This is a genomic window from Cupriavidus sp. 22TCCZM01-5 (assembly GCF_057798915.1).
Genome location: NZ_JBYOJR010000002.1, coordinates 278664 through 296212 on the forward strand (window position 1 = coordinate 278664; position 17549 = coordinate 296212).

At 57.6% G+C, this 17549-nt stretch carries 14 protein-coding genes and 1 other RNA gene; 8 read left to right on the forward strand and 7 right to left on the reverse strand.

The annotated features are described in order from the left end of the window. Positions 1 to 65: 65 nt before the first annotated feature. The 4 genes from recR to AC3FNH_RS03395 all read right to left on the reverse strand — a co-directional run bounded on the left by recR (position 66) and on the right by AC3FNH_RS03395 (position 5878). Entirely contained in the window at positions 66 to 680 is a 615-nt protein-coding gene (gene recR / locus AC3FNH_RS03380) for a recombination mediator RecR (protein WP_276100077.1), read from the reverse strand. A 61-nt stretch (positions 681 to 741) separates the two neighbouring features. Further along, positions 742 to 1068 carry a YbaB/EbfC family nucleoid-associated protein gene (locus AC3FNH_RS03385; RefSeq protein ID WP_008647477.1) on the reverse strand — a complete coding sequence of 109 codons (327 nt, stop codon included), beginning with the start codon at positions 1066 to 1068 and terminating at the stop codon, positions 742 to 744. 64 nt (positions 1069 to 1132) lie between these two features. Then, positions 1133 to 3301, reverse strand: a complete 2169-nt coding sequence (locus AC3FNH_RS03390) for a DNA polymerase III subunit gamma/tau (protein WP_488719063.1) — start codon at positions 3299 to 3301, stop codon at positions 1133 to 1135. 99 nt (positions 3302 to 3400) lie between these two features. Further along, complete coding sequence (locus AC3FNH_RS03395) at positions 3401 to 5878, reverse strand: adenosylcobalamin-dependent ribonucleoside-diphosphate reductase (protein WP_488719064.1); 2478 nt, start codon at positions 5876 to 5878, stop codon at positions 3401 to 3403. 132 nt (positions 5879 to 6010) lie between these two features. Between AC3FNH_RS03395 and ffs the strand changes: the two genes are divergently transcribed. The 8 genes from ffs (at position 6011) to AC3FNH_RS03435 (ending at position 13144) form a co-directional block, all read left to right on the forward strand. Continuing rightward, positions 6011 to 6109: signal recognition particle sRNA small type (gene ffs, locus AC3FNH_RS03400), an RNA gene on the forward strand. 100 nt (positions 6110 to 6209) lie between these two features. Continuing rightward, a complete protein-coding gene (locus AC3FNH_RS03405; RefSeq protein ID WP_488719065.1) occupies positions 6210 to 7700 on the forward strand; it encodes a DUF6538 domain-containing protein in 1491 nt (496 codons plus the stop codon). Positions 7701 to 8905: 1205 nt separating this feature from the next. Beyond that, positions 8906 to 9145, forward strand: a complete 240-nt coding sequence (locus AC3FNH_RS03410) for a hypothetical protein (RefSeq protein ID WP_488719066.1) — start codon at positions 8906 to 8908, stop codon at positions 9143 to 9145. A gap of 87 nt (positions 9146 to 9232) precedes the next feature. After that, the gene (locus AC3FNH_RS03415; protein WP_488719067.1) at positions 9233 to 9703 is read left to right on the forward strand and encodes a hypothetical protein; all 471 of its coding nucleotides are present in this window, start codon (positions 9233 to 9235) and stop codon (positions 9701 to 9703) included. Positions 9704 to 9779: 76 nt separating this feature from the next. Then, entirely contained in the window at positions 9780 to 10022 is a 243-nt protein-coding gene (locus AC3FNH_RS03420) for a hypothetical protein (protein WP_488719068.1), read from the forward strand. Continuing rightward, positions 9991 to 11328, forward strand: a complete 1338-nt coding sequence (locus AC3FNH_RS03425; protein WP_488719069.1) for a primase-helicase family protein — start codon at positions 9991 to 9993, stop codon at positions 11326 to 11328. Before AC3FNH_RS03420 ends, AC3FNH_RS03425 begins: the two co-directional genes overlap by 32 nt. A 182-nt stretch (positions 11329 to 11510) precedes the next feature. After that, positions 11511 to 12092 carry a hypothetical protein gene (locus AC3FNH_RS03430; RefSeq protein WP_488719070.1) on the forward strand — a complete coding sequence of 194 codons (582 nt, stop codon included), beginning with the start codon at positions 11511 to 11513 and terminating at the stop codon, positions 12090 to 12092. Positions 12093 to 12472: 380 nt separating this feature from the next. Beyond that, positions 12473 to 13144 carry a recombinase family protein gene (locus AC3FNH_RS03435; protein WP_488719071.1) on the forward strand — a complete coding sequence of 224 codons (672 nt, stop codon included), beginning with the start codon at positions 12473 to 12475 and terminating at the stop codon, positions 13142 to 13144. Positions 13145 to 13658: 514 nt separating this feature from the next. Here AC3FNH_RS03435 and AC3FNH_RS03440 read toward each other — a convergent pair. From AC3FNH_RS03440 to AC3FNH_RS03450, 3 genes are all read right to left on the reverse strand, one after another. Then, positions 13659 to 14324, reverse strand: coding sequence for a hypothetical protein (locus AC3FNH_RS03440; RefSeq protein WP_488719072.1), 666 nt, complete (start codon positions 14322 to 14324; stop codon positions 13659 to 13661). A gap of 151 nt (positions 14325 to 14475) precedes the next feature. Further along, entirely contained in the window at positions 14476 to 16353 is a 1878-nt protein-coding gene (locus AC3FNH_RS03445; RefSeq protein ID WP_488719073.1) for a P-loop NTPase fold protein, read from the reverse strand. A 114-nt stretch (positions 16354 to 16467) separates the two neighbouring features. Beyond that, complete coding sequence (locus AC3FNH_RS03450; protein ID WP_488719074.1) at positions 16468 to 17517, reverse strand: hypothetical protein; 1050 nt, start codon at positions 17515 to 17517, stop codon at positions 16468 to 16470. Positions 17518 to 17549 lie beyond the last annotated feature (32 nt).

Sequence of the window (17549 nt, forward strand, 5' to 3'; positions counted from 1 at the left end):
GCGTTGCCGGGGTGGCTTGGCGGAGGAAAGTCCAGGTCGGGCCATGGTGCTGGGGAGCGCCAGGCTCAGAGATTGCGCCGGTCCATCACCGCGCGGGCAATGGTGCCGGCATCGACGTACTCGAGTTCGCCGCCCACCGGCACGCCGCGTGCGAGGCGCGACACCTTGAGCCCGCGCGCCTTGAGCATTTCGCCGATGTAGTGCGCGGTGGCCTCGCCCTCGCTGGTGAAGTTGGTGGCGACGATGACTTCGTCCACCGGGCCGCCCATCTCCGGATCGGTGGCACGCGCCAGCAGCCGATCCAGGTGGATTTCCTTCGGGCCGATGCCATCGAGCGGCGACAGCCGGCCCATCAGGACGAAATACTTGCCGCGATAGGTCAGGGTCTGCTCGATCATGCCCTGGTCGGCGGGTGTTTCCACCACACACAGGACCGAGCCGTCGCGCCGGTCGTCCAGGCAGGTCTCGCAGATCTCCTGCTCGGTGAAGGTATTGCAGCGCGCGCAATGGCGGATGTGGTCCGCCGCGCCGCGCAGGGCGTCGCCAAGCTTGCGCGCACCTTCGCGGTCGTGCTGCAGCAGGTGGTAAGCCATGCGCTGGGCGGACTTCGGCCCCACGCCGGGCAGCACCCGCAGCGCCTCGATCAGCGCCTGCAGCGAGGTCGGCGGCGAGGCCTTCACGGCCGCCCTCCTGTCGTTGGCGTTGGCATTGCGCGCATCATGATCGTGCCGGTGGCGTGGCTCAGAACGGCAGCTTGAAGCCCGGCGGCAGCGGCAGGCCCGAGGTCATCGAACCCATCTTCTCCTGCGTGGTCGCCTCGGCCTTGCGCACGGCATCGTTGAACGCTGCGGCGACCAGGTCTTCCAGCAGGTCCTTGTCGTCGGCCAGCAGGCTCGGATCGATGGTGACGCGCTTGACGTCGTTCTTGCAGGTCATGACCACCTTCACGAGGCCGGCGCCGGACTGGCCCTCGACCTCGATCTGGGCCAGCTGCTCCTGCATCTTCTTCATGTTTTCCTGCATTTGCTGGGCTTGCTTCATCAGCCCGGCCAGTTGACCTTTCATCATGATGGAATGCTCCTGGATTCGATAGTGAACGGATGGAAGGCCGCGCCCCGCGCGACCCGGAAATTCAGACTACGCGAGGCTGGATCGAGCCCGGCACGATCTGCCCGCCGAAATCGCGCAGCAGGCCTTGCACGAACGGATCGGCCTCGATATTGGCCTCGGCCTCGCGCTGGCGCTCGGCGCGGGCCTGGGCGTCGGCCGCGGCGGCCGTCTCGGAGACCGCGCCGATTTCGCACAGGACCCGCACTTCCGCGCCGAAATGATCGGACAGCACCTGCTGCAGGCGCTCCGAGACGCCGTTCTCGCCGATTGCCGCGACCGGGATTCGCAGGTGGAAGGTACGCCCCACCACCTGGGTCAGTTCGCTCTGGTACGCCAGCTGTTGCGCCAGGCCCTTGAGCGGCAGGCTGGCGGCCAGTGCAGGCCACTGGCCGGTGAACACCGGCGGCGTGCCGTCTTCCGCCGCAGCGGGCGGCCGCGGCGCGACTGCTGCGGCGACGGGCCGTGCACGGGGTGCCTCGGGCGCAGGGGCCTCGGGCTTCGACGCGCGCGCGGGCGCCGCCATCTTCGGCGGCAGGCTCGCGGGTTCGCTATCGTACGGACCGAAAGCCGGCAAGTCGGGGGGCAGGTCTTCCCATGGCGGGATGTCGCTGCCACCGGACGCTTCCCACGGCGGCACGCTCTCCGGTTCCGGCGCGGGCTTGCGGGCCGGCGCCGCGGCCGGCTGCACGGGCCTGGCGGCGGGCGCCGGAGCGGGACGTGACACCGCTGTGGGCGTCGGCGCGCGCAGCGGCTGTGCTGGCTGGCGTGCAGCGCCACCAGTTGGCGTCGGCATCGGCGCCGCGGCTGGCGCACGGCCGGCACCGCCACGCGCAGCGGACGCCTGGCGGGCTGCCGCCAGGGCGGCCCGGGCTGGCGACATCGGCGCGTCGCCGCCGGCTTCCGGCCTGGCCGGCGCCGCAATTGCCGGAGGCTGCGCCACTGGCGCGGCCGGCGCGGCGGTCACCACAGGCCGGGCCACCGGTTCGGCGGTGGCAACGGGAGCCGCAACCGGCGCGGCAGCCGCAGTACGCACGCGCGGCGTGGCACCGCCACCCTGCCCCAGCGCCGTGGCCGGCAAGGGCTCCGGGCTGGACGACGGGCGGAATGCCAGCATGCGCAGCAGCGTCATGGTGAAGCCCGCGTACTCGTCGGGCGCCAGCGCCAGTTCACTGCGGCCAAGGTTGGCAATCTGGTAGAACAGCTGGACTTCCTGGGCGTCAAACACGCCGGCCAGCCGGCGCACATCGCCGGCTTCCGGCCATTCTTCCTGCACCGATGCCGGCACGGCCTGCGCCAGTGCGATCTTGTGCAGCAGTGAACCGAGATCCTGCAGGGCGCCCGCGAACGACAGGCTGCGGTCGGCCATGGCATCGGCAATGCCGATCAGCGCGGCGCCGTCCTCGGCCGCCAGCGCATCGAGAAGCTGCACCAGGTAACCCTGGTCGATCGCGCCCAGCATGCCGCGCACGGCTTCCTCGGAAACCTGGCCGGCGCTGTAGGCAATGGCCTGGTCGGTCAGCGACAGCGCGTCGCGCATCGAGCCGTGGGCCGCCTGGGCCAGCAGCCGCAGCGCATTGCCGTCGTGGCCGATGCCTTCCTGCGCCAGGATATGGTCCAGGTGGGACACGATCTGTCCCGGCGGCATCTGCTTGAGATTGAACTGCAGGCAGCGCGACAGCACCGTGACCGGGATCTTCTGCGGGTCGGTGGTGGCCAGGATGAACTTGACGTGCCCGGGCGGCTCCTCCAGCGTCTTCAGCATGGCGTTGAAGGCGTGGTTGGTCAGCATGTGCACTTCGTCGATCATGTAGACCTTGAAGCGCCCCGCCGTCGGTGCGTACACCGCCTTGTCCAGCAGCTGCGCCATCTCGTCGACGCCGCGGTTGGAAGCCGCGTCCATCTCGATATAGTCGACGAAGCGGCCGCTGTCGATTTCCAAGCAGGCCTTGCACTGGCCGCACGGCTGCGCGGTGATGCCGCCGTTGCCGTCAGCGCCGGTACAGTTGAGGGCCTTGGCCAGGATCCGGGACAGCGTGGTCTTGCCGACGCCGCGCGTGCCGGTGAACAGGTAGGCGTGGTGCAGCCGTTGCTGTTCCAGCGCGTGCGTGAGCGCGCGGACCACGTGCTCCTGGCCGACCAGCGTGGTGAAATCCCTGGGGCGCCATTTGCGCGCTAGAACTTGATAACTCATGGCGGCGATTGTAGCAAAAGGCGGCGCCGCGACGGCGCCCGCTGCGGCAACCCGCTCGCCCGCCAGGCTCGGCGCCGCCTGGGCTCGCGCCGGACCCCGTCAGCCGCACTCGCCCATATATCCGCAGTTGGCGCACTTGGCGCAGCCGTCCACTTTATGCAAGGCGTGCGCGCCGCATTCCGGGCAAGGTTTTCCGGTGCCAAGGGCTGGGTTGACCGGGGCAGCGGCAGCGGTGCCCTGGCCGTCCTCCACCGCAGCGACTCCACCCTCGCGCCGGGCCAGGCGCGCCGCCAGCCCGGCCACCGGCACCTGGCCGCCTTCGGCGTCCAGGAAGCCGCGCTTGATCAGGATGCGCTGCAGCGCATAGCCAATGGCTGCCACCTCGGAATCATGGAAGCGCGGCACCTCGGTGCCGTCCTGCCGCACCAGCGTGCCGTAGCGGACCGTGCCCTTGTCCCACACGACATTGCGCATATCGGCGAGCGCCTTGGCCACCGAGCCGCCCGAGCGCGCCACCATCGACAGCAGGCGCATGGTCGATGTGATCCACTGCTGCCCCTCGCTGCGCTGGCCGGCCGGCATGAAGAACTCGATCGGCCGCTCGATCTCGACTGGCTTGCCATCCAGCACGCCGCTGACCCGCATGAAGTTCACGGTCAGGTAGACGGTCTTGTGGCCCTCATAGGTCATGTAGTCGAGCTTGGAGGTCACACCTTCCAGGTCGCCGACCGGGCGGCTGCCGAACGGGCGAACCAGCGGATCGTCCACCGCGGGCGCCGCGACGGGAACTGCCGGCGTGCTGACCGACAGCACGGCACCGAGCACGCTGTTCGGCCGGTACGTCGCGAGTCCCTTCAATCCCGCCTTCCAGGCCTCGAAATACAGGTTGCGGAACGCCTCGTATGGATAGTCCTCCGGCACGTTGACGGTCTTGCTGATACTGGTATCGATATAGGGCTGCACGGCCTCCAGCATGCGCATATGGTCCAGCGCCGACATCTGCAGCGCCGTCACGAAGGCGTCCGGCAGTTGGTCCATGTCCGCACCCGTGTGACGGTAGAGCCGCCAGGCGTGGTCGGCCACTTCATAGGCGCGGTAGGTGTTGTCCGGCATGCGCTTGCGGCGGTTGTAAGTCCACGAGAACGCCGGCTCGATGCCGTTCGAGGCGTTGTCGGCAAACGCCAGCGTAATGGTGCCGGTCGGCGCGATCGACAGCAGGTGCGAGTTGCGCAGCCCGCTGCGCCCGATCGCCTCGCGTACGGGCTCGGGCAGCCGGCTGGCGAAGCCGCTCTGCAGGTAAGCCTCGGCATCGAACAACGGGAACGCCCCCTTCTCCGCGGCCAGTCCGGTCGATGCCAGATAGGCCTCGTCGCGCATGCGCTCCGAGATGCGGGCGGCAAGTTCGCGTGCGGGCTCGCTGTCGTAGCGCAGGCCCAGCATCACCAGCGCGCTGCCCAGGCCGAGGAAGCCCAGACCCACGCGGCGTTTGGCCTGCGCCTCGGCCCGCTGCTCGGGCAACGGCCAGAACGTCGCGTCGAGCACGTTGTCCAGCATGCGCGTGGCTACGCGGACCACCTCGGCGAAGGCATCGAAATCGAACTCGCTGTCGGGCGTGAACGGCCTGCGCACGAAGCCCGTCAGGTTGATCGAACCGAGGCAGCAGCAGCCATACGACGGCAGCGGCTGTTCGGCGCAAGGGTTGGTCGCCTCGATGGTCTCGCAGTAATAGAGGTTGTTGTCGGCATTGATGCGCGACAGGAACAGGATGCCGGGCTCGGCGTGGTCGTAGGTCGCGTGCATGACCTGGTCCCACAGCAGGCGCGCGGGCATGCGGCGATAGACCCACTGGCCGTCATCGCGACGGTAGGCGCCGCTGGCGATCAGGTCGGCGCCGGGCTCGGCCTCGTGCACCAGTTCCACCTCCTCGTCGGCCTCGACCGCGCGCATGAAGGCGTCGGTGACCCCGATCGAGATATTGAAGTTGCTGAGTTCTCCCTTGTCCTTGGCGTGGATAAAGCTCTCGATATCCGGGTGGTCGCAGCGCAGCACGCCCATCTGCGCGCCGCGCCGCGCACCGGCCGACTCGACCGTCGCGCACGACGCGTCGAACACCTTCATGAAGGACACCGGCCCCGATGCGCGCGAATGCGTGGCGCGCACCAGCGCGCCGGCCGGGCGGATGGCCGAGAAGTCATAGCCGACGCCGCCGCCGCGCCGCATGGTTTCCGCTGCCTGCGCGACCGCGGTGTAGATGCTGGGCCGGCCATCGCGCGGCTCCGACACCGAATCCCCTACGGGCTGCACGAAGCAGTTGATCAGCGTGGCCTGGATGCCGGTGCCCGCGGCGGAATTGATCCGCCCGGCCGGCACGAAGCCGTTCTCCTGCGCCCACAGGAAACGCGCGGCCCAGGCTTCGCGCTGGTCTTCGGCTTCCACCTGCGCCAGTGCGCGCGCCACGCGCGCGCGCACGTCCGTGACGCTCTGCTCCTCGCCCTTGGCGTATTTCTCCAGCAGGACTTCGGTCGAGATTTCCTGCGGCGCCAGCGCGCCGCGGAGGATCTGGTCGTTTGCGTTCATGTCTTGGCTCACCATTCATGTCCGGATTGGGCAGCCGGTATGCTCCGGCCATGGCAGGCAAGATCGCCTGCGCAAGATCAATCCGATGCAATTTCGACGCAGTGCGCCCACTCTGGGTTACAATGTCGATCGGACGGGCCTCCTCGCATGGTGGCGCGGTCAACCTGGTCAGGTCGGGAACGAAGCAGCCATAGCCGTTTTCCACCAGTGCCGAGGGCCAGGCTCGTCCACCTTATTCCCTTTAACCCTTGTGTCGTCTACATCTTACGACAGATCAAGGGTTCCAGCGGCCTAGCGCGTCCTCTCAGTGTGTCACTTGAGCTAACTTCCAATGACAACTGAGACGATGAAAAGAGAGAAAGGCGTCTTCCAACGCGGCAACGTCTGGTGGTGGCGCGTCCGTGCTCCTGTTGACCTTCGGAAGCTGTACGACTCCGAGTGGGCGCACCGCTGCTCCCTCAAGACAGTAGACCTCCGACAAGCAAACCTGAAGGCCGCACAGCTACTTGCCGACTGGCTTCAGAAGTTTGAGGATCAGCGCGCCGCTTTGGATGCCGTGCGGGTAGATATCGTGACGCCCGAAATGGGCCAAGTGATTGCTCAACAAGTCTTGCATGACGTGCTAGAGGACTCTTCCGTGCGTGAAGACCATCTTCAGCGTCGGGGCATGTTTCGCACCCTATCTCGCTTGGGCATGGTGCAGATGCAACTGACAGGAGAGCATCTAGGCATTGCCTTCAACGAAGACACAGCGGGCGCTGGCGAAGCATTCCACCACTACCTACACGAGCTTTCGAAGCCGTTGGGCGCTGGGCTTGCATTGCGACCTCCCGCCCCAACGAAGGAAGCTATCGCGCTCACCAAGCCCCACCGCTTGCGCACTGTGTTCGAACGCTGGAAGGAGTCAGCAGAACGTAAGCCCGACACCATCCGCGCAACAGAACGCGCGTTAGAGGCATTCGAAAAGCAGTCAGGCAACCCCATTCTCGGCAGCATCAACCGTGAGATGGGAGACAGCTTCCGTGCTTGGCTGCGACAGCAAGACCTTTCATCCAAGACGCAACACGACAGGATGACGGCTGTAAAGTCGCTGCTCAACTATGCCCGCCGTGACCTTGCATGGATTGGCGAGAATCCGTGGGAAGGGCTGGACGTTAAACACAAGACCACGAACGGACGGGATTCTTGGACAGATGGGCAAGTGAAGGCGCTGCTTGCCCTGCCCCTCTTTACCCGCTACGAACTGCCGACGCAGCAGCGCGCGGGTAAGGATGCCGCCTACTGGATTCCGCTGCTTGGCCTCTACACTGGCGCACGAGTCGGAGAGCTTTCACAGCTTCGCGCATCAGATGTGTTCGAGCGTGATGACCTAACGTTCCTCAGCATCAACGAGGAAGGCGAAGGCTCCACCGTCAAGACTTCAGCCAGTGTGCGTGACATTCCCTTGCATAGCGAACTAGTACGCCTTGGCTTCCTTGCCTACGTGCAAGACGCCCGCAAGCGTGGCGACGACCGCCTGTGGCCTACCCTGAAGCTGGATGACGGCAGACCCGGACGCGCGTTCTCCAACTGGTTCGGCACCTTCCGCAAGAAATTCTGCGCAGACATACCCGACTTCCACAGCATCCGACACACGGTACGCTCAAAGATGTCTCGCGCGAAGTTTCCCGCCTCCACTCTGGACAGAATCACCGGGCACGAAACAACTGGCGGTGTAGGCGTCACCGTGTACACGCACGTCACAGACGCTGAGCTAAAGGAAGCCGTGGAGTCGATCAGCTATCCGGGACTGGCGCTACAGAAGGTCTACAAGCGCCGGTAGCCAGCCAAAGCACCTAGAGGCGCACAGAGCGATTTTCTAGGTGCATGGCTACCCATGCCTACCCCAGCCCCATTCAAACGATCCTAGGGCCTCTGGATAGCCTTGCCGAACCTTTAAGGATAGATGGCAGGCTACCAGAGTACAAGCCGCTTAGCGGCCAGCTAGGAAGCCGCGTCAGCGGCCCCTCCCTTGGCACCAAACCATCAACCCTACACACCTTCAAGAAAACCCAAACCATAGCGCCGTCTGGCGCCTGTCAGCTTGCCGCTTGCGGTGTAGTGCTGGGGGAGTGTGGTGTGTCCGGTAGGACAGTCTTCGCTCTAGCCCTGTACAGGGCCATATACAACTAATAGATATAACTACTCTGTTAAGAGTTATGTCTTAGTTATATAGCTACCCTGTTAAGGGTTATTTATATAAGTAAGTACATACTAACTTCTTATATACAAATAGGGTGCCTGCGGAGTCCGAGTCTGTCAAGACATTTCATTGCGAAATTTAGGAACTCAGCCGCATGAAATGCGGTGAACAGGCCAAGAAAGCGCAGATTCTTGTTATTTTACTTTTTGTGCGCGGCAATGCCCTTGCGGGGACTTGCAAAATTGGAGATCTGTGGTATAGTTAGTAAGTTAAGCAGAAGGAAATAATTTCACATCTCCCTGCAACCTCAGTTTGCCCTAATTCTCTAGCCCCGTCAAGAGCCAACGCCATGAAACTTAACTCACAGGAAACTTATGACCCAAACATCACATCCACGAACCCAACATCCAATCTCGTTTTACCGAGCCGTGCTGACGCTGCTGATTGACAGCGTTCGCCAAGGACTCACGCACAGCAATATTGCTCGCCTCCTGAACGATTCCCGCCTCCCGGCACCCAGTGGCGCAAGCTGGACAACGAACAGCGTCCGCGTTGCCTTGTGCAAGTGCCGCTTCCCTGACGAATACCCGTCTAAGTTGTTCCAAGCAATGATGCGGCTTCATTACATGGGTCTTCTGACCAAAGAAGATTGCCAAGTCCTCACGACCCACAAGGGTTACGAAGACATTCTGGTCTAAGCCGTCACAGTTTCACCCGGCCTTAGCGCCAAGCGGCATCAGCCGCCCCCTCTCAAATCCCCAGCAGTGCATTACGTCCCCTTGACGCCACCTGTCCGGGCTACGCGCGTTTGTGCTTCGCTGGAAAACCACGTAGGAGTTTTCACCTTGCAAGAATCCATCTCAGCAAATGACCTCAGTCATGTCATTAAGGCCCATTTGGGTAGTCTGGATTACACCGGCACCACTGGCGCAATTACGAAGTACCTTGAGCGTGTAACCAAAAAGCGAGTTACGTTTGCCGCTTTGATATTGGCAATGCTCAAATGCCAATTCATCGTTGCACCACATGGAACAACAATCCGTTTTCTCCCAGTGAAGCAACATGCCAACAACCCCTTCAATTGACCCCGCTGTTTTCCTCAGCGGCTTTCTCGTCGCATCAAACATCATCACCCTAACCAAGATTATCTACCGAAACGGAATCCATACACAATGACAACTCAAACTCAAATCCAACGTCCCGCAGACCTTGACCCGAAAGTGCTGCATTCACCCGCAGAAGTTGACGCGTGGCATGGTGCATGGGCAGACTACCGCGAAGCGGTTCAAGCTGAGGAACATCGCAAGCAGCAAAAGGAAGCCGCAGAATACGCACACGCTAACCGGATTCTCACCAAACAAGAGTATTACGAACTAGCCGTAAAGCGTGAGGCGGAAGTTACGGCGCGTCAGGCAGAGCGTGAGGCGGAGCATCAGGCTAGGGAAGCTGAGAAACAAGCCTACCTAGAGACTCAGCCGAATACTGTGCAAATCCTGGAACACTCCCCTTATGCTTTCCTTCTCGCATTCCAACGCCGCGTTGAGCAAGGCTATTCATTGCCCGAAGATGGTATGGGCCATTTCGTTCCGGGCTGCTATATCTGCAAGATGGAAAAATCGGCTAAAACCCGCAAGACAAAATAATCGCAAACAGACAGCGATTCCTTTTAGAGCGGCCTTAGTGCCGCTCTCTTTTTTCGCCATTCAAGGACACATAAACATGAGCCATAACAACACTGTGCGCGGCACTGCCCGCCAAGGCCATAGAACGCCTCAAGGCGTCTATGTTGAACGCGCCTACTGCTACCTCACCCCCGACATGTGGGAACGCCTGTACGAGCTTTCTAAAGCCTCTGGCGTCTCATCATCGCAATACATCGCATACCTCATCTCTACAGCCGATCACGGCAAAGCCCCACAAGGACTGAATAATGACAGCGCAAATTCATCAGCTTCACTCTGAAGCATCAGCGGCACCCGTCGCACAATCTCCAACATCACCGACCAAAGACGAAAAGACAGTCATTGCAGCCTACGTGCAAGATTTGAAGCGGCGCGGTTTCTGCAAGATTGATAACGCTGCCTCCAAGGATACCCGGCTATTCAACCGATTCACCGGGCAAGTCCAATCCCTCTCCTATCTGCGCAACAACTTCGATGAATGGCTAGACCGCACTGGCAACGAATGTGAATTCTATAACGAACGCTACTTCATTAGCGGCCTGACTCATATTGTCGGGCAGACATTCAAGCCGAATGCCAAGGAATTTGCAGTAGACCATAACACCGGCTACAGATACGCCAACACATACCGGCGTTATGAACCGACAACGGAAAGCACAGACGTGTCACCGCTGCTCCATGAATTCTTTGAGCGGCAATTACCAGTGCAACACGAACGGCATACCTTTCTGCAATACATCGCACACATGTTCAAGCGGCCCGACGAAAGGCCAAGCTGGCACCTGATGCTACTCAGCGAACCCGGCACCGGAAAGGGTTTTCTCGTGCAAGAGATTCTGCGGCCTCTATTGCTCCATACCAGCGTGGTAGCAGACTACAGCCGGGTTATGGGTCAGTTTAGTTCCGTCATGAGTGAGAACATTCTGATTCTGCTGGACGACTGCAAGGCCAAGAGCGACACCACACAGACCAAGCTAAAGAGCTTCCTATCAGAAGAACGCGCCTACGTAGAACGCAAACATGCGCAGGGCAGTATGGAAGATACCTTCGCGCGTTTCATTCTCGCCAGCAACGAAGAAAAGCCGCTGCATCTTGACCCGACTGAACGCCGATGGTTTATTCCTGCCCGTTTGGTGCATCGTGTGGACAGGCACGAAACCCAAGCACACATCCAACAGTTAGCGGACTGGCTCAAGCAGCCGGGTTCACTGTGCAAGGTCTTCAACTGGTTTATGTCCTACCCGCTGGACGGGTTCAATCACAAGGACGTACCAGACAGCGAAGGATTAGCCGCCATCGTTGCCATGAGCCGGAACCCATATACGGATTTCCTTGCAGCCTACGTAACCGACAACACGGTATTCACCTACGCCAACTTGAAAGATTCGTTCAAGGCTGAAGGATTTACGCCACCCGGCGACCGTGAATTAGGGCACCTGTTGCGGGAAGTGGGTTATGAGGCGACACAGCGCCGGATAGACGGTAATCGGCTTCGTCTGTGCCATCCGACAGGAATGTCATTGCAAGACATTCGTGCGGCCTATGGTGACGACAGCCCGCCCGACCCTGACGCACCGCCATTCTGACTCACCCTTGACTCACCCGTGACTCGGCCTTGACTCGCCCTGCCGATTTCCCGCTATCCGTTGTGCAGCAACGGTTTACGGGTTTTGACTCACCCGACTCGCCCTCCGGCTAATTCCCTTTCCTATGAAGGCACAAAGTGCCGACAGAGGCGTTAGCCAGCATCAGCAACATTGGAGACTTCATGACATACGACACATACGACTCAAACTTTGAACGCAGCATCGCCCCGCAGATGCAATCCTTGGGCTTCGTCCGCTGCGACGATTACTTCCGGCAGGATGGCAACGTCCAAGCCTTCTACGACAAGGAAGGCGCCAGATTCAGCGCCAAGCCAGATTGGTATAACCCGGCACTAGACCTGTATGTCGAAACCAAGGCGGGAACGCTGAACAGCAAGACCACTGTGAGGACAGCGGCCAGCGCAGAAGCCCATCGGCACGAACACTGCCGGATACAACGTAGGCCATTCAACGTAGGCGACATGTACGCAACTCAGTTCAGCCACAGCCGTTACAAGCAAGCCATCGTCCAACGTGCTCTGACGCCGCAGAACTTCGTAGTTGTAACGAAGACGCCGCCAACATGGGCCGAAGCTGTGGACTACATGAATGCTGGTCTTGTTTTCGTACCCCTCTCAGACCTCAGCAACTACCTTCGCTTCGTTGATCTGCGGAAGCGCGGTTATGGATTCTTCGGCTTCAGCCTCAGCTACACAGTGACGCACGACAACGGTGAGACTGAGGAAATGCTGTTGACGGTGTGAAGTCATCCTGGACAATCGTGTGACATCGGCCCGATTGGTTAAGAAAACTTGCGCGCTTGATTCTTAAAATTTAATTTCATTGCGCCAAACACGCATTTTGCGTCGAAAACACGTCAAAACTGCCACTTACACGCAAGATTCCGACGCTAAAGTGCATTTCATGATGTGAAAAATAGGTCGCAAACACCTGAATTCAAAGGCTTTTTCCCCCGGAAACGGCCTGTTTTGCAAGCCTACCATTCCGCGCCATCCCTTGTCCGCCAAGGCTTCCCGGTACCAGAAACACCTGCCAAATGGCCTATGTGCTCAGGTTGACACACGCGCCCCATCCTGCCAAACTGTACACACACTAAACGAACGATTAGAGAGGTGTACAGACCATGGCAAACGGAAAGTTCGTCACGTACTACAGAGCCTCCACGCAAAAGCAGGGCCAATCCGGCCTTGGTATCGAAGCCCAGCAGCATCTGGTGCAGACCTATTTGAACGGTGGCGATTGGCAGGTGCTGGCCGAGTTCACTGAGGTTGAATCCGGCAAGGGTGCCAACGCTCTCAAGAAGCGTCCCAAGCTGGCGGAAGCACTGGCCCTATGCAAGAAGCACAACGCCACGCTCTGCATTGCCAAGCTCGACCGTCTAGCTCGTAACGTGCACTTCGTCTCTGGCTTGTTGGAGACTGGTGTGGACTTCGTTGCGGCTGACATGCCTCATGCAAACAAGACGATGATCCAGATGCATGCTGTCATGGCTGAGTGGGAGCGGGATCAGATCAGTGCTCGCACCAAGGCCGCTCTGGCAGCAGCAAAGGCGCGCGGCGTAGTGCTGGGTGCAGCAGGTGCAGCCAACCTAAAGCCGAAGACGGAAGAACGCCAGCAGCAGGCAGACGCCTATGCCATCAAACTCCGTGGCGTGTTGGATGGGATGGTATCGCGCGGTATGTCGCGACGTGGGATGGTCGAAGAGTTGAATGCACTTGGCATCAAGACCAGCACTGGCGGGACATGGCACCTCAACCAGTTGCAACGCACCCTGACGCGTCTAGCGGGCTTGTGAGCCTCTTTCGTGCATCGACATAGGGCCCCCACACCCGGACGACTGGCGACGCCTAGGCAATATTTGGCTCAACTGGCTGAGGAGTTGACCCGGTGCCCAAGGCCATTGAGCAATGCCCTCGCGCCAGCACAGATATGTTGGCTGCCAGCGCTACCACTTTCGGCAAAGGTCGGTAGGGTGCGCAAAAAATTATTTTGGAAAATTCAGCCTCACAAAAGTGCTCTGTGCGCCCACGAACAATGAGGTTTATATCAGACTTAAAAGATATGAAACACTCGACATATCCTCGTTTCCCGGCCCGCCCTAGTGCCCCCGTTACTTTGGCGGGTTCTTTTTGCCGCGCAGATACTTTGTGCTGACAAATTCTCATTTCTGAGAATTGCCACCTAGTCAAAAATTGTACGGTTTTCGAAAATTCAGCCCGTGCCCGCCCCTCGTTAAGTGGTGCTATGGAACCATGCTTGCATATTAAGCATGTTGGAGCCGACCTCCCACCAGAGGGCGGATATCATCATTATCCCTTCTGCGCTTGCGCGTTTAAAAGCTCTTGCATTTTACCAATCAATTTCCTTGCAAGAGCAATTTCGAAATTTCCCGCCCTATGATAATTCTCCATTATTTCGCGCTGAATTTTCGCCGTAAGATCCTTATCCTCGCCAAATCGTTTACCGGACTTTTTTAACTCGACATTCACATCAAGAGCCCATGCAATGGAACTGCGCCACGCGGTAGTGAAATCAACCACCTCTTTTCTGGCTTCGGGCACATAGAGGAGAACCAAAGTATCCAGCCTCATAATGGGCAGTGAGTCTACCGTGTTTGTCTCCCCGTAGGCCACGCGTGTTACATCCCGATCCACATCCGTCTTTATCCGATTGATTTCCACCATAATGTCTTCAATCTTCTGCCGAGTGATCGAGATCCGTTCGCGGCTTCGCCATTCAAAATGCCCCACTTCGGCCTTAATCTGCTCTGTAAGCTTCGTAGTTTCATTAAGTTGACGCTTGATCTCATCGAAATCCGCCTTTGTCGCCAAATTCTCGCCCCGCTTCTTAAAATAAGGGCCGAGCACCGCCCCCAAGAAGGCCAAGGCGAATACGAGGAACCAATACAGCCAATTTTCAATTATCTTCTCGCTTATCGCTTGAGAAATGAAAGCCTGAATTACCTTTTCGTCCATTTTCTCAGAACCCACCCGTATCTTGTGACCCTACCCATTGCACAGCATTTTGGCTGCGGCGTATTCTGTCATTCCTTCCCGCCAGCCTATCCACCCGGCACCGGCATCCATGCTAACCCGGCACCTGCCCGCTCTCACACTTCGCATGCCATTATGGGCTTACTTCTGATATCCCCTGAATTCTAGTTACGGCATCCTTAAATGTTTTCGCAACTATCCCGATATAGTGCCCACTAATCGTTGAAGGCCGTTTAATTTCTTCCTTGTCGAGAAGCTCTGCTAAATCACTGAGCCAGCCTACCTCGCTCACCAAATCTACAGCATTGTTCTTGTACCGCTCCTCAATCGTCGAGGCTACGGTGCGCCGCTGGCTTTGTGTGAGTTCCAAGAAAATGTCTAAGAATACGGAAGGCTCTATATAGGGAAGGAGCGCCGTTTTGTAGAATCGGCTATCCTCGTGATTACACAATACGAGCGAGCGGTAAAATTTGTCGGTATCATTCCGCATGGCATCCAAAAGCCTTTCCGCCTCACCGGGATAACTGTCGCTCAGCGCCCCTTCCGCCTGCTCATAGAAATATGTGCTGATCTCTTTAAATTCGCGCGACTCAACGGAGTGATAACCCAAACCACTCCAGCCCGTCTCATCAGAAAGACGATATAGAGCATCCCGCCCAATAGGCAACTTCTTGTTAGTCCTGAGGTAATCTACGTATTCTTTTGTCTGCGCCACAATATCCAGCTTGGACTTAGGATATACGCCTATTTCCGACAACCAAAGAAGTATTCCAGCCACATGACGCACGACACCCACACTCTCATATTCGCGCGCTTCAAATCGGGCCAAAACACTCGACAAAGCCTTCTCTGCCTCCTCGTCCGTAAGACTCAACGAATGCCAGAGATCAACCCAGTCAGGTCGACTCTCACAAATAAAATGGCGACTATTTAATATCGCCTCCGAAATCGCCTCCTCATCAATCAAGCCACTTTCCAAAATTTCCCGCCACAGAGAGGTCGGCAGAAGCGCGTCATGAATGTCAGGGATTCCGTATTTCTTAGCCAATTTGACATGAATATTGTCAGAGTCATCTCCTTCTGCAGCGCGGAACATAGCATAGAAGTCATTCTCAAGCGCGATTTTATCTGCAGATATTGCCCCACTCTTTAGTTCAAATGAGTAGACAAGATAAATCTGCATTAGCCTCGTCAGCACCTCAACTCTCTGAAGTGCCTTTTCAGGCAACAAAACGAAGAACCGCTCCAACTCAAGCAGCGCCTGCCGCAGGTGTCGAAGATTGTTGTACCTAGAAGCAACGTAAAGCTCTTCAATTAGCCGGGAATTATCCTCAAACACTTTTCGAATCGAATCTGAGCCTATCAGCCCCAGGAAGGTCTTCATTGCCCCCGACAGGTCTGATTCAATTTCAAATGTCTTGCCAATCAGCTTTTCTTTGATGCGACGATATGCCGGGCCATGATCCTCAAGATCTCTTTCACGAGAAAGAATCTCTTCTTCGTTTGCAACGAGTATTACCTTATATCCACTTTGCTCGACAAAGTGATTTATATACCCAAGTAAATCGCAAATCGGTATCGCGCACCGCTCCAAATCGTCAAAAACGAGCACAAAGTTCTCCGTGTTCGTTAAGTAGTCGGGCAATTTCACCTCAGGAACGCTGGGCGCGACACTCCCATCATCATGCCCATCGCCATCAAGGTCAACTTTGATGGTTGCCTTCAGTAACCCCTTAGCAAACTTTCCGGCCAGAGCCATCTTTTTCGACGACAAAACTGGATGCAACTGACGGAAGAACTCACTCTCAATCCCTTCAAAGGAGGTAATGCCATATAGGCTAATATATAGAGATTTACCCCCGGCGTCGCCCAATGACTTTATGAATCGCTTAACAAACCATGTTTTTCCTGCACCCCACCTCCCCCGCAGGAGTACGGCATACTCCGGTGCAATTGTAAGTGAGCAGTAGTAGCGCAAAAACTTTTCGACTTGTTCGTTCTTGTATTTCATGCCAGGACAGACCCCTATATAAATAGCACACCAGCACCGCCGCCTTCTAGTCATTCATTAGCCACGCACTTGACGCGAATCGCTCTTGACTTTACCCCCAAAGCGATTCTTCATTTATGGCGTCTTCGGATCTCCCCGAAACTGTTTAACCATTCGCTCGAAAAAATTCGACTCAGACGATGGCAAGAAGTAAATGACTGGCACATCTGATGCACGCACTTTAAATATCTTCTTGTTAGCCTCCACGTAATAGGAGTCACTTGCTTGAAACACCAAGCTCGCCTTTATAGGAGGCTTCAACTGTGCCGCTTGGTCTGCCGGAAGTGATTTCAAGAAGCTATCGGACAATACAAGCTCGACGGGCGTTGCTTTACCACCGCCGTATCGAGATGGAATCAATCCATAGAACATCGACCCAAACCCAGCCGCGATTGTTATGCAAAAAATAGAACCATACAACATAACGAAAGAGATCATGTCTCGGGTCTTTACGCGCCGCTCAAATTGGTCCAAAACCATATTCACGAAACAAAAAATCGCCAGATACACCCAAAATACTCGAAGCGCGATTTCATTATCGGGCTGCACAAAGAATGCGAGAATCGCAACAACATCAAAAACCACTTCAGCCGAAATTAATATTCTCGGGTAGCGCAAATCCCAATTCAAAACATCCAACGGATAAAAAATGAGGAACGCGAGGGAAGCGGCGCCATAAAAAAGCAGCGCACTTGCATTATCAATTACAAGACTAGAAAAAATGGCAGCCGAAAAGCAGCAAAAGAATAGCGACTTTACGTAAGAGCCAAAAAATGGAAGGAGAGCCCATTTCGGATTGGCCCTAACAGACATCAACCGCTCTATCTGCACCGCCATCCACTTTTTCCCAAACAAAGCCGCCCTGCCGGCAAACAAATAAAAACAAATCAGATAGAAAAGGCAGGTGGCAAATGCAAGCACTATACGGGTCGACGCAAACTCGAAATCATAGATTCCGATTTTCCCGAGGTGCGTATTCAGTGTAATAAAACCAACAACATAAGCAGCGCCAAGCAAGAACCCATAGACCTGTTTATCGTATTGAACCACTATCGAGCGGATCAATTCCCACTGAGATTTTGGTGCAGATGTCGCAACGCTGTCTTCTTTCGCCTCATCCGCCATGTTGGCTTCCCGTCATAAATGGACGGGGACAC